The organism is Betaproteobacteria bacterium, from assembly GCA_016720925.1.
Classification (GTDB): Bacteria; Pseudomonadota; Gammaproteobacteria; order Burkholderiales; family Usitatibacteraceae; genus UKL13-2.
On the sequence record JADKJR010000036.1, the window covers coordinates 250,129 to 262,953 of the forward strand.

Here is a 12,825-nt window from a genome sequence, read left to right on the forward strand (position 1 = left end):
ATGGCCAACGGCACGGCCAGCTGCACGATCACGGTGGCCGGCATCAGCAACGCGACCGGCCAGACCGGTACCTGTCCGAACGCCGCCCAGACCAACCTGGCGGCGAGCGTGACCACGACGGGCGCGACCAACGCATCGACCGACCAATGTCTGAGCGTGACCAAGACCAACCCGGGCGTGGCCAAGACCTTCGGTGCGGCCAGCATCACGGACGGGGCCAGCACCAGCCTCATCTTCACCCTGACCAACACCGGCACCAACCCTGCGCAGAGCGGGATCAGCGTGGGCGACACCTTGCCTGCCGGGTTGACGAACACCAGCGCCACCCCGGCGGTCGCCTACAGTGCTGGCTGCAGCGGGCCGGCGACGGCGGCCTGCAACAGCGGCACGCGGGTACTGTCCGGATTGAGCGGAGTGGCGATGGCCAACGGCACGGCCAGCTGCACGATCACGGTGGCCGGCATCAGCAACGCGACCGGCCAGACCGGTACCTGTCCGAATGCCGCCCAGACCAACCTGGCGGCGAGCGTGACCACGACGGGCGCGACCAACGCATCCGCCGACCAATGTCTGACGGTAAATCAGGATACATTAATCCTGACGAAGGCATTCACGCCGGCAACCTTCATCGACGGCGGCACGACAACATTGAGATTCACCCTGAACAATTCAGGCACTAACCCGGCCCGCTCCGGAATCAATTTTACTGACACGTTGCCTGCGGCCATTCGTGTTGCGGCGGGTAGCGTGCTGGGCAGTTCATCATGCGCCAATGCCGCAACGGTAACGGTTGCGACAAATGGCAGTGGATCGATTGTTGTTACCGGCGCATCTATGGCGCTTGGGCAAGCGAGCTGCACCATTGATGTCCAAGTCACCAACGCGGTCGGGCAAATAAATGCCAGTTGCGTCGGAAATCCGGTGGCGTTTACCAATGCATCAGGAAACATCGGCGCTATTGCGAATATCACCAGCGGTATTTCCCCAGTTGCGTGACCGTGACCGCGACGGCACCGGGCGTGGCCAAGACCTTCGGTGCGGCCAGCATCACGGACGGGGCCAGCACCAGCCCTCATCTTCACCCTGACCAACACCGGCACCAACCCTGCGCAGAGCGGATCAGCGTGGGCGACACCTTGCCTGCCGGGTTGACGAACACCAGCGTCACCCCGGCGGTCGCCTACAGTGCTGGCTGCAGCGGGCCGGCGACGGCGGCCTACAACAGCGGCACGCGGGTACTGTCCGGATTGAGCGGAGTGGCGATGGCCAACGGCACGGCCAGCTGCACGATCACGGTGGCCGGCATCAGCAACGCGACCGGCCAGACCGGTACCTGTCCGAACGCCGCCCAGACCAACCTGGCGGCGAGCGTGACCACGACGGGCGCGACCAACGCATCGACCGACCAATGTCTGAGCGTGACCAAGACCAACCCGGGCGTGGCCAAGACCTTCGGTGCGGCCAGCATCACGGACGGGGCCAGCACCAGCCTCATCTTCACCCTGACCAACACCGGCACCAACCCGGCGCAGAGTGGACTCGCGGTGAGCGACACCTTGCCTGCCGGGCTCGACCTGAGCAGTGTGACGCCCGCGGTGAGCTACAGCGCCGGTTGTAGCGGGCCGGCCACGGCGGCCTACGCTTTCGCGACCAAGATCCTGTCGGGGCTTACGGGCCTGGCGATGAGCAACGGTACGGTGAACTGTACGGTGACGATCGCCGGATTGACGAATACAGGCGGTCAAATTGGCACCTGCCCAGTAGCCGCCCAGACCAACCTTGCCACGAGCGTGACCACGACAGGCGCGACCAACGCATCGACCGACCAATGTCTGAGCGTGACCAAGACCAACCCGGGCGTGGCCAAGACCTTCGGTGCGGCCAGCATCACGGACGGGGCCAGCACCAGCCTCATCTTCACCCTGACCAACACCGGCACCAACCCTGCGCAGAGCGGGATCAGCGTGGGCGACACCTTGCCTGCCGGGCTGACGAACACCAGCGCCACCCCGGCGGTCGCCTACAGTGCTGGCTGCAGCGGGCCGGCGACGGCGGCCTACAACAGCGGCACGCGGGTACTGTCCGGATTGAGCGGAGTGGCGATGGCCAACGGCACGGCCAGCTGCACGATCACGGTGGCCGGCATCAGCAACGCGACCGGCCAGACCGGTACCTGTCCGAACGCCGCCCAGACCAACCTGGCCACGAGTGTGACCACCACGGGTGCGACCAACACCTCGACCGACCAATGTCTGGGCGTGACCAAGACCAACCCGAGCGTGGCCAAGACCTTCGGTGCGGCCAGCATCACGGACGGGGCCAGCACCAGTCTCATCTTCACGCTCACCAACACCGGCACCAACCCCGCGCAGAGCGGGATCAGCGTGGGCGACACCTTGCCTGCCGGGTTGACGAACACCAGCGCCACCCCGGCGGTCGCCTACAGTGCTGGCTGCAGCGGGCCGGCGACGGCGGCCCCTACAACAGCGGCACGCGGGTACTGTCCGGATTGAGCGGAGTGGCGATGGCCAACGGCACGGCCAGCTGCACGATCACGGTGGCCGGCATCAGCAACGCGACCGGCCAGACCGGTACCTGTCCGAACGCCGCCCAGACCAACCTGGCGGCGAGCGTGACCACGACGGGCGCGACCAACACATCGGCCGACCAATGTCTGAGCGTGACCAAGACCAACCCGGGCGTGGCCAAGACCTTCGGTGCGGCCAGCATCACGGACGGGGCCAGCACCAGCCTCATCTTCACCCTGACCAACACCGGCACCAACCCGGCGCAGAGTGGACTCGCGGTGAGCGACACCTTGCCTGCCGGGCTCGACCTGAGCAGTACGACGCCTGCGGTGAGCTACAGTGCCGGCTGCAGCGGGCCAGCCACGGCGTCCTACGCTTTCGCGACCAAGATCCTGTCGGGGCTTACGGGCTTGGCGATGAGCAACGGTACGGTGAACTGTACGGTGACGATCGCCGGATTGACGAATACAGGCGGTCAAATTGGCACCTGCCCAGTAGCCGCCCAGACCAACCTTGGCCACGAGCGTGACCACGACAGGCGCGACCAACGCATCGACCGACCAATGTCTGAGCGTGACCAAGACCAACCCGGGCGTGGCCAAGACCTTCGGTGCGGCCAGCATCACGGACGGGGCCAGCACCAGCCTCATCTTCACCCTGACCAACACCGGCACCAACCCTGCGCAGAGCGGGATCAGCGTGGGCGACACCTTGCCTGCCGGGTTGACGAACACCAGCGCCACCCCGGCGGTCGCCTACAGTGCTGGCTGCAGCGGGCCGGCGACGGCGGCCTGCAACAGCGGCACGCGGGTACTGTCCGGATTGAGCGCAGTGGCGATGGCCAACGGCACGGCCAGCTGCACGATCACGGTGGCCGGCATCAGCAACGCGACCGGCCAGACCGGTACCTGTCCGAACGCCGCCCAGACCAACCTGGCGGCGAGCGTGACCACGACGGGCGCGACCAACGCATCGACCGACCAATGTCTGAGCGTGACCAAGACCAACCCGGGCGTGGCCAAGACCTTCGGTGCGGCCGGCATCACGGACGGGGCCAGCACCAGCCTCATCTTCACCCTGACCAACACCGGCACCAACCCGGCGCAGAGCGGCATCAGCGTGGGCGACACCTTGCCTGCCGGGCTGACGCTCACCAGCGCCACGCCGGCGGTGGCCTACAGTGCCGGCTGCAGCGGGCCGGCGACGGCGGCCTACAACAGCGGCACGCGGGTGCTGTCCGGATTGAGCGGAGTGGCGATGGCCAACGGCACGGCCAGCTGCACGATCACGGTGGCCGGCATCAGCAACGCGACCGGCCAGACCGGTACCTGTCCGAATGCCGCCCAGACCAACCTGGCGGCGAGCGTGACCACGACGGGCGCGACCAACGTATCGGCCGACCAATGTCTGACGGTAAATCAGGATACATTAATCCCTGACGAAGGCATTCACGCCGGCAACCTTCATCGACGGCGGCACGACAACATTGAGATTCACCCTGAACAATTCAGGCACTAACCCGGCCCGCTCCGGAATCAATTTCACTGACACGTTGCCTGCGGCCATTCGTGTTGCGGCGGGTAGCGTGCTGGGCAGTTCATCATGCGCCAATGCCGCAACGGTAACGGTTGCGACAAATGGCAGTGGATCGATTGTTGTTACCGGCGCATCTATGGCGCTTGGGCAAGCGAGCTGCACCATTGATGTCCAAGTCACCAACGCGGTCGGGCAAATAAATGCCAGTTGCGTCGGAAATCCGGTGGCGTTTACCAATGCATCAGGAAACATCGGCACTATTGCGAATATCACCAGCGGCATTTCCCCAGTTGCGTGACCGTGACCGCGACGGCACCGGGCGTGGCCAAGACCTTCGGTGCGGCCAGCATCACGGACGGGGCCAGCACCAGCCTCATCTTCACCCTGACCAACACCGGCACCAACCCTGCGCAGAGCGGGATCAGCGTGGGCGACACCTTGCCTGCCGGGTTGACGAACACCAGCGCCACCCCGGCGGTCGCCTACAGTGCTGGCTGCAGCGGGCCGGCGACGGCGGCCTACAACAGCGGCACGCGGGTACTGTCCGGATTGAGCGGAGTGGCGATGGCCAACGGCACGGCCAGCTGCACGATCACGGTGGCCGGCATCAGCAACGCGACCGGCCAGACCGGTACCTGTCCGAACGCCGCCCAGACCAACCTGGCGGCGAGCGTGACCACGACGGGCGCGACCAACGCATCGACCGACCAATGTCTGAGCGTGACCAAGACCAACCCGGGCGTGGCCAAGACCTTCGGTGCGGCCAGCATCACGGACGGGGCCAGCACCAGCCTCATCTTCACCCTGACCAACACCGGCACCAACCCTGCGCAGAGTGGACTCGCGGTGAGCGACACCTTGCCTGCCGGGCTCGACCTGAGCAGTGCGACGCCTGCGGTGAGCTATAGCGTCGGCTGCAGCGGGCCAGCCACGGCGTCCTACAATATTGGTACGCATTTGCTGAGTGGGTTGGCCGGACTGGCGATGGCCAACGGCACGGCGTCCTGCACCGTGACACTGGCTGGTGTTACAAACACCGCCGGCCAGACCGGTACCTGCCCAGTAGCCGCCCAGACCAACCTTGCCACGAGCGTGACCACGACAGGCGCGACCAACGCATCGGCCGACCAATGTCTGAGCGTGACCAAGACCAACCCGGGCGTGGCCAAGACCTTCGGTGCGGCCAGCATCACGGACGGGGCCAGCACCAGCCTCATCTTCACCCTGACCAACACCGGCACCAACCCTGCGCAGAGCGGGATCAGCGTGGGCGACACCTTGCCTGCCGGGTTGACGAACACCAGCGCCACCCCGGCGGTCGCCTACAGTGCTGGCTGCAGCGGGCCGGCGACGGCGGCCTACAACAGCGGCACGCGGGTACTGTCCGGATTGAGCGGAGTGGCGATGGCCAACGGCACGGCCAGCTGCACGGTCACGCTAGCGGGCTTGACCAACGCGACCGGCCAGACCGGCACCTGTCCGAACGCTGCGCAAACCAATCTGGCCACAAGCGTGACCACCACGGGCGCGACCAACACCTCGACCGACCAGTGTCTGACGGTGACCAAGACCAACCGGGCGTGGCCAAGACCTTCGGTGCGGCCAGCATCACGGACGGGGCCAGCACCAGCCTCAACTTCACCCTGACCAACACCGGCACCAACCCGGCGCAGAGCGGCATCAGCGTGGGCGACACCTTGCCTGCCGGGTTGACGAACACCAGCGCCACCCCGGCGGTCGCCTACAGTGCTGGCTGCAGCGGGCCGGCGACGGCGGCCTACAACAGCGGCACGCGGGTACTGTCCGGATTGAGCGGAGTGGCGATGGCCAACGGCACGGCCAGCTGCACGATCACGGTGGCCGGCATCAGCAACGCGACCGGCCAGACCGGTACCTGTCCGAACGCCGCCCAGACCAACCTGGCGGCGAGCGTGACCACGACAGGCGCGACCAACGCATCGACCGACCAATGTCTGAGCGTGACCAAGACCAACCCGGGCGTGGCCAAGACCTTCGGTGCGGCCGGCATCACGGACGGGGCCAGCACCAGCCTCATCTTCACCCTGACCAACACCGGCACCAACCCTGCGCAGAGTGGACTCGCGGTGAGCGACACGTTGCCTGCCGGGCTTAGGTTTACCAGTGCAACACCTGCAGTGAGCTATAGTTCCGGCTGCAGTGGGCCAGCCACGGCGTCCTACGCTTTCGCGACCAAGATCCTGTCGGGGCTTACGGGCTTGGCGATGAGCAACGGTACGGTGAACTGTACGGTGACGATCGCCGGATTGACCAATACCGCCGGAGAAATCGGCGCGTGTCCCAATGCCGCGCAGACCAATTTTTTGAGCAGTGTGACGGCGACCGGCGCGACTGTCGCGGGCACTGACCAGTGTCTGACGGTGATCAGGATTCCCCCGACACTAACCAAGGGCTGGAGTACGGGTATTTTCGGCGATGGGGCCAACGCGAATTTGGTCTTTACACTGACCAATTCGGGCACCAACCCAGCACAGAGTGCCATTGCATTTACGGAAAGCCTGCCGTCGAGCCTGCAGTTCACCAGTGCGACCCCAGCTGTGAATTTTGGCGCAGGCTGCAGTGGCAGCAGCACGATAACTCAGGGAGCGCCGGACATTATCGCAATCACCGGTATGGCGATGGCCAATGGAACTGTCGCTTGCACGATCACGGTTGCGGCAGTGACAAATCGCGCTGGTCAGGTCAATGCAAGTTGTGCTGCCAATCCTGCCGCTTTTACCAACGGTGCGGCGAATATTACGGGTGTGTCAAACGTTACTAACGGTGTTGCCAACCAATGCGTGGTGGTGAATGCGGGTGCACCGGTATTGACGAAATCATTCACGCCGGCATCATTTGTTGATGGCTCGACCACGACGCTGAGATTTACGCTGACGAACTACGGCACAAATCCAGCACAGTCAGGCATTAATTTCACCGACACTTTGCCAGCGGGGGTTCGTGTCGCCGCAGGTGGGGTTCTAGGTACATCGACTTGTGCCAACGCTGTGACGGTCACCAGCGCCGTCAACGGAAGTGGAAGCATCGCGGTGACCGGCGCAACCATGTTGAGTGGCCAATTATCCTGCGCGATTGATATTCAAGTCCGGAACACAGCAGGCCAGGTCAATGCAAGTTGTGCAGGTAGCCCGGTAGCGTTTACAAATGCCGCCGCCAACATCGGGGCAACGAGCAATGTCGCAAACGGTGTGACCGCAAGTTGCGTGGTTGTGACGACGGCCAGCCCGACGATCACCAAGGCATTTGCACCGGCAAGTATTTCTATCGGGACAACGAGCACCATCAGCTTTACGCTGACTAATCCCAACTCTATTCCGCTTACTGGCGCCGGGTTCAGCGATACGTTGACGAACATGGCCGTGAACGCGGCTGGCGCAGCTGGCGGTAGTTGTCCCGGCGTTGGTAGTAATGTGCTGAACACTGGCCAGACGAGCCTATTATTTGCGGGCCTCACCATACCGGCGAGCGGAAGTTGTACCGTGACGGTTGTGGTTGTCAGCAATACGCCCGGCGTTCATCCGAACACAGCATCGGGGATTTCCAGCGCTGAGGCGGTCACCGGCGTGGTATCCAATACCGCCAATCTGACGGTTCTGGCTGCGGCGCCAACGGTTGCCAAGACCTTCAGCGTTTCGCCGATTAATTCTGGCGGTGTCTCGACGCTACTGGTGACAATCACGAATCCCAATGCGGGACCGATCTCCGTTGTGAACGTGACCGACACGTTCCCAATTAGTCCTGGCGCCGGCATGGTCCGATCAGGAGCTGGAAACACGTCCACCAACTGCGCGGGTGGCGTAGTGACCAGTACACCTGGAAGCGTCACATTGACTGCCGGAATTGTGCCGGGAGGCGGATCATGCACGTTCCAGATCGATGTGACGTCGCCCACCACCGGAAGCTACGTCAACACGATTGCCGCAGGCGCATTGACGACCAACGCAGGTAACAACGTGGTGTCGGCGTCGGCCACGCTTGGTGTGAATCCGGTCGCAAACGTGTCGGTCACAAAGGCCGGCCCTGCAAACGTGTTGTGGGGTACCAATTTTACGTACACCGTGGTGGTCGCCAATGCCGGCCCGGATGCCGCAGATCTGACGAATTTCTCGGATGTGGTGCCGGCAGATGTGACGGCCGTGACGGCAAGCTGTGGGTCACCGATAGGCGGCGCCACCTGCGGAGTGGTCAATGTTGCCGGGAATACAGTGACCAGTGCCATAACAACTTTGCCTGCCGGGTCCAGTGTGACCTTCACCATACAGGGAACCGCACCGCAAACGGGCACATTGGCAAATAGCGCGACGGCGATCGTTCCTGCAGGGATCACCGATCCGGACGATCCAGGCCGTATCGGTGCAGGAAACAATACGTCGATTGTGGTGACTACCACCGTGCTCGCGCCTGACCTTCGCCTGACTAAAACGAGTACCAGCACCTTTGCTGTCGGCGGTACGGCGAGTTTCACGCTGACCCCCAACAATACTTCAGGAAACGCGCCGACGACTGGAATGATCACGATCGTCGATACCTTGCCTGCCGGCCTCGCGTATGTTGCGGCCGGTTCGGGCGGAACGGGCTGGGCTTGTGTCAATGTCGCGCAAACCGTGACTTGCACCAGTTCGACCATCATGGCGGTGGGTGCCGTCGGCAATCCGATTACCATCAACGTCAATGTGGCAAGCAATGCGGTACCTGGCGTAACCAATACCGCAATCGTATCGGGCGGCAATGAACCAGGTGTAAACACGGGAAACAACAGTGCCACACTCAATGTTCCGGTGTCGGGCATGGCAGTGAACACATTCCTGACTGATGGCGCGCAAACCGGATTGCCGGGCACCAGCGTACTTTATACGCACGTTTTCAACGCGGGCGTTGCGGGATCCGTCAATTTCACCAGCTCGAATGCGCCAACGCCGGTCGTAGCTGGTTGGGGTGTGCAAATCTATCGAGATACAAACTGCAATGGCGTGCTTGATGCAGCCGATGGAGCAACAGAGCTGACTGGCAGCGTCGCTGTAATTCCGGGCGATCAGGTTTGTATCATCGTTAAATCAAACATCCCGGCAGCCGTGCCATATAACGCGCAAGACGTGATAACTGTCTCGGCGAACTTTGTACCGGCGGTCGGGTCAAGCGCCACCTATACGCGCCAGGATGTCACCACGGTTGGCGCGACGGGCGGCGCAGGACTGGTGCTCAACAAGTCAGTGCGAAACGTCACGCAGGGTGGCACAGTGGGCACATCAAACACCGCCCGTCCTGGAGACGTGCTCGAATACATCATTGCCTACAGCAACAGCTCAAGCACGGCGCTATCGTCGATCATCATCAGCGATAACACGCCGGCATTCACCAACTTCAGCGTTGCCAGTTGCGGGGCACCGCTGCCGGCCGCGATCACAACCTGTGCAGTCAGTGTCCAACCATTGGCTGGAGGGGCTGGCAATATCCAATGGACCCTCGGCGGATCATTGAATGCCAGCCTGAACGGGAGTGTGACATTCCGCGTAACCGTTCAATGAGTGCGCAACATATCGTTGAGTTGATGTGACGGATCCTGCAGGCTCGTCTACGCGGCCGGATATCGTAGGCGCCGCGCTGGTTATCATCTCCGCAGTCGCATTTTCCGCAAAGGCGATATTCGTCAAGCTTGCGTACGGGGATCTTGCGACCATTGTGCGTGTTGATCCTGTGACCCTGTTGACGATGCGTATGGGGCTCGCGTTGCCGCTGTTCGCGCTCATTGCATGGTGGTCATCAAGGGACGCCGTGTATTCGTTGAGTCAGCGCGACTGGTTGCTGCTAATCGGTATCGGTCTGATGGGTTACTACGGGGCCAGCCTGTTTGATTTCTGGGGGCTCTTGTATATCAGCGCCGCGCTTGAGCGGCTCATCTTGTTCCTGAATCCGACGATTGTTGTGATTATCTCCGCGCTTCTGCTCAGCTATCGCATTGAGGCAGGGGACATTTTTGCGCTCGTCATCAGTTACGCGGGAATCGCATTGGTTTTCACCAATGATCTCCGTGTCGATCGCGAAAATGTAATGCTGGGCGGCACGCTGGTGCTGGTCTCGGCGATCCTGTATGCGGGCTACCTGGTGAGCGGCGGGCAAATGATCAGGCGCGTTGGCGCCGTGCGGTTTGCGGCATACGCTTCGATTTTTTCGGCGTTTGCAATCATGCTGCACTTTTTTATGACCCGGGACCTGCATTTGCTCACCGGTCAATCGTCCCGCGTGTGGATTTTGACGGGGTTCATGGCATTGTTTTCCACGGTTCTCCCCGTGGTGATGATGGCCGAAGGCATGCGGCGGGTCGGTTCGTCAAATGCTGCGATGATGAGTTCCATCGGTCCGATTGCCACTATTTTCATGGGCAGCGTTTTTCTTGGCGAGCCGATTACATTCATCCAACTTGTGGGCGCCTTGCTGGTGATGGTTGGCGTTCTGGCCATCGGCCTGAAGAAAGGGTGAGACTTGGCCATAGCGGTGTCGTAACGTTTTTTTGGCGGGTTTTACAACGCATCGTTTGATGTAACTCAATAACGGACGAGGTTCCCAAGGCGAAAATGGCTGAAACACCGCACCAGTGTTTCGTTTTGGCATGCCCGTCGAGTGCTTTTTTTGAATTGCCTCATTCCAGTTGATGACGCAGCGCAGTACATGATTTTGTATAATTGAACGCAATTGAATCGTTAAACGTTTCCACCCCTCAATCGGAGTTTTCCAATGAAAAAACCCATGCGCGTTGCTGTAACCGGCGCCGCCGGCCAGATTGGCTACAGCCTGCTATTCCGCATCGCATCCGGCGAAATGTTAGGCAAGGATCAGCCCGTGATCCTGCAACTACTGGAGATTCCCGACGAAAAAGCGCAGAAGGCGCTGAAAGGCGTGATGATGGAACTGGACGATTGCGCCTTCCCGCTGTTGGCAGGTATGTCGGCGCATTCAGATGCGATGGGCGCATTCAAGGACGTCGATGTCGCGCTCCTGGTCGGCGCCCGCCCTCGTGGGCCAGGTATGGAACGCAAGGACCTGCTTGAGGCCAATGGTGCAATCTTCACCGTGCAAGGCCGCGCACTGGATGCCGTGGCTTCGCGCAACGTAAAAGTGTTGGTCGTGGGAAATCCCGCTAACACAAACGCATATATCGCCATGAAATCCGCGCCGAGTCTGCCACGTGAGAATTTCACCGCAATGCTGCGTCTTGACCACAATCGGGCACGTTCCCAACTGGCGAGCAAGACAGGCAAGCCCGTCGATTCGATCGAGAAATTAATCGTGTGGGGCAATCATTCCCCCACCATGTATCCGGACTATCGCTTCGCCACGATCGCTGGCTCACCTGCGCCTGCAGTGGTGAACGACCAGGAGTGGTATCGCAATACCTTTCTGCCGACTGTCGGCAAACGTGGTGCCGCGATCATCGAAGCGCGCGGTCTATCTTCCGCCGCGTCAGCCGCCAATGCCGCCATTGACCACATTCATGATTGGGTGATGGGCACCAACGGCAAATGGGTCACCATGGGCGTGCCATCCGATGGCAGCTACGGTATCCCGGATGGTGTGATGTATGGCGTGCCGGTCACTTGTGAGAACGGCAAGTACACCGTCATTAAAGGCCTCGAAATCGATGAATTCTCGCGCGGGAAGATGGATGCCACGTTGAAGGAATTGGAAGACGAGCGAGCAGGCGTTGCGCACTTGTTGAAATAACCCGCTGCCACAAGTGAATCAGCCGCCGGATGCAAATCCGGCGGCTTTTTTCTGCGCGGTTTCCAGTCAGATATCGTTCGCCGCGGCAACTGAGACGGCGACCGCGATGCTGGCAATCGCAAGAAACGCAATGGCGGATTTCGTCATACTGCTGGTGGCGATATCCATCACCGCGTCGATCATGAAATTGCCACCCCCGGCAAAAAGTGCGACGAAAACTGCCGCTACCATCGTGAATCCGAATGGAATCGCGATGCGCATCGCGGGCGAAATTGGTGACTTGACGGGCAGATTGTCCAGTACCCGCAAGCTAAAGCCGGCGTCGTCGATGTATTGATCGCGTTGGGTCATCGCGTCGGCTTTCAGCCATTCGTCGAGCGGGTCTTTGATCATATTCATGCGGCAACTCCTTGGGTCAACTTCTGCTGAGTCGAGTAGTCACTCAGTCTCACGCGCATCTTTTCCTTGGCCTTCAGTATATTGGTCTTGACGGTGCCGAGAGGGATGCCAAGCACGTATGCCGCTTCTTCATGTGAAAGATCGTTGTAATAGCATTGCAGGATGGCATTTCTCTCGCCAGCCGTTAGTCCGACCATGGCCCGCGCCAGATCCATCTGGATGCCCGTACGTTCTGATTCCGGCGGGACAGGTTCCGCCTCCGGCGCGTCCGCTTCACTTACGGCGAATTCGTGTTTCTTGCGCACGCCCGATTGCCAGGCATTGAAAGCAATACGGTACAGCCAGGTCGAGAATTTTGCTTCGTAACGAAAAGATTTGATGTTTCGCCAGGCCAGAATGAAAGTCTCCTGGGCAATATCGTCTGACAGTTCGACATTACCTCCGGTCATCCTGCGTAGCGATGCTCGCAGTTGTGATTGATGACGCCGCACGAGCTCCGTAAAGGCGTTTCGGTCATCCCGTAGCAGTATGCGTCCGATCAGGTCGTTGTCGGCAAATCCGGCGGGGTCGTCACCGTGGCGACGGATGGAGGGCATGGAAGTGA

General features: G+C 61.3%; 10 protein-coding genes and 1 pseudogene. 9 read left to right on the forward strand and 2 right to left on the reverse strand.

All coding sequences use genetic code 11. From position 1 onward, the window contains the following. From IPP88_23895 to IPP88_23935, 9 genes and pseudogenes are all read left to right on the forward strand, one after another. Entirely contained in the window at positions 1-996 is a 996-nt protein-coding gene (locus tag IPP88_23895; GenBank protein ID MBL0125571.1) for a hypothetical protein, read from the forward strand. A 2-nt stretch (positions 997-998) separates the two neighbouring features. After that, positions 999-2,513 carry a DUF11 domain-containing protein gene (locus IPP88_23900; GenBank protein ID MBL0125572.1) on the forward strand — a complete coding sequence of 505 codons (1,515 nt, stop codon included), beginning with the start codon at positions 999-1,001 and terminating at the stop codon, positions 2,511-2,513. An 11-nt stretch (positions 2,514-2,524) separates the two neighbouring features. Then, positions 2,525-2,881: pseudogene (locus IPP88_23905) on the forward strand (DUF11 domain-containing protein). A 172-nt stretch (positions 2,882-3,053) separates the two neighbouring features. Next, positions 3,054-4,046 carry a hypothetical protein gene (locus IPP88_23910; GenBank protein ID MBL0125573.1) on the forward strand — a complete coding sequence of 331 codons (993 nt, stop codon included), beginning with the start codon at positions 3,054-3,056 and terminating at the stop codon, positions 4,044-4,046. Continuing rightward, on the forward strand, positions 4,015-4,362 hold the full coding sequence (locus IPP88_23915; GenBank protein MBL0125574.1) for a hypothetical protein: 348 nt from the start codon (positions 4,015-4,017) through the stop codon (positions 4,360-4,362). The genes IPP88_23910 and IPP88_23915 overlap by 32 nt, the downstream gene beginning before the upstream one ends. A gap of 2 nt (positions 4,363-4,364) precedes the next feature. Continuing rightward, entirely contained in the window at positions 4,365-5,711 is a 1,347-nt protein-coding gene (locus IPP88_23920; GenBank protein ID MBL0125575.1) for a hypothetical protein, read from the forward strand. Then, positions 5,615-9,628, forward strand: a complete 4,014-nt coding sequence (locus IPP88_23925; GenBank protein ID MBL0125576.1) for a DUF11 domain-containing protein — start codon at positions 5,615-5,617, stop codon at positions 9,626-9,628. The genes IPP88_23920 and IPP88_23925 overlap by 97 nt, the downstream gene beginning before the upstream one ends. A 25-nt stretch (positions 9,629-9,653) precedes the next feature. Then, complete coding sequence (locus IPP88_23930) at positions 9,654-10,580, forward strand: DMT family transporter (protein MBL0125577.1); 927 nt, start codon at positions 9,654-9,656, stop codon at positions 10,578-10,580. Positions 10,581-10,835: 255 nt separating this feature from the next. After that, positions 10,836-11,822, forward strand: a complete 987-nt coding sequence (locus tag IPP88_23935; protein ID MBL0125578.1) for a malate dehydrogenase — start codon at positions 10,836-10,838, stop codon at positions 11,820-11,822. Between the two features lie 66 nt (positions 11,823-11,888). On the opposite strand, the gene IPP88_23940 is transcribed toward IPP88_23935, so the two are convergent. Together IPP88_23940 and IPP88_23945 are read right to left on the reverse strand one after the other, a co-directional pair. Then, complete coding sequence (locus IPP88_23940; protein MBL0125579.1) at positions 11,889-12,221, reverse strand: DUF5056 domain-containing protein; 333 nt, start codon at positions 12,219-12,221, stop codon at positions 11,889-11,891. Further along, the gene (locus IPP88_23945) at positions 12,218-12,817 is read right to left on the reverse strand and encodes a sigma-70 family RNA polymerase sigma factor (protein ID MBL0125580.1); all 600 of its coding nucleotides are present in this window, start codon (positions 12,815-12,817) and stop codon (positions 12,218-12,220) included. The genes IPP88_23940 and IPP88_23945 overlap by 4 nt, the downstream gene beginning before the upstream one ends. Between the last annotated feature and the right edge of the window lie 8 nt (positions 12,818-12,825).

Coding starts and splice junctions, on each gene's coding strand:
- IPP88_23895 (MBL0125571.1), top strand. CDS start 1: ATGGCCAACGGCACGGCCAGCTGCACGATCACGGTGGCCGGCATCAGC.
- IPP88_23940 (MBL0125579.1), bottom strand. CDS start 12,221: ATGAATATGATCAAAGACCCGCTCGACGAATGGCTGAAAGCCGACGCG.
- IPP88_23945 (MBL0125580.1), bottom strand. CDS start 12,817: ATGCCCTCCATCCGTCGCCACGGTGACGACCCCGCCGGATTTGCCGAC.
- IPP88_23935 (MBL0125578.1), top strand. CDS start 10,836: ATGAAAAAACCCATGCGCGTTGCTGTAACCGGCGCCGCCGGCCAGATT.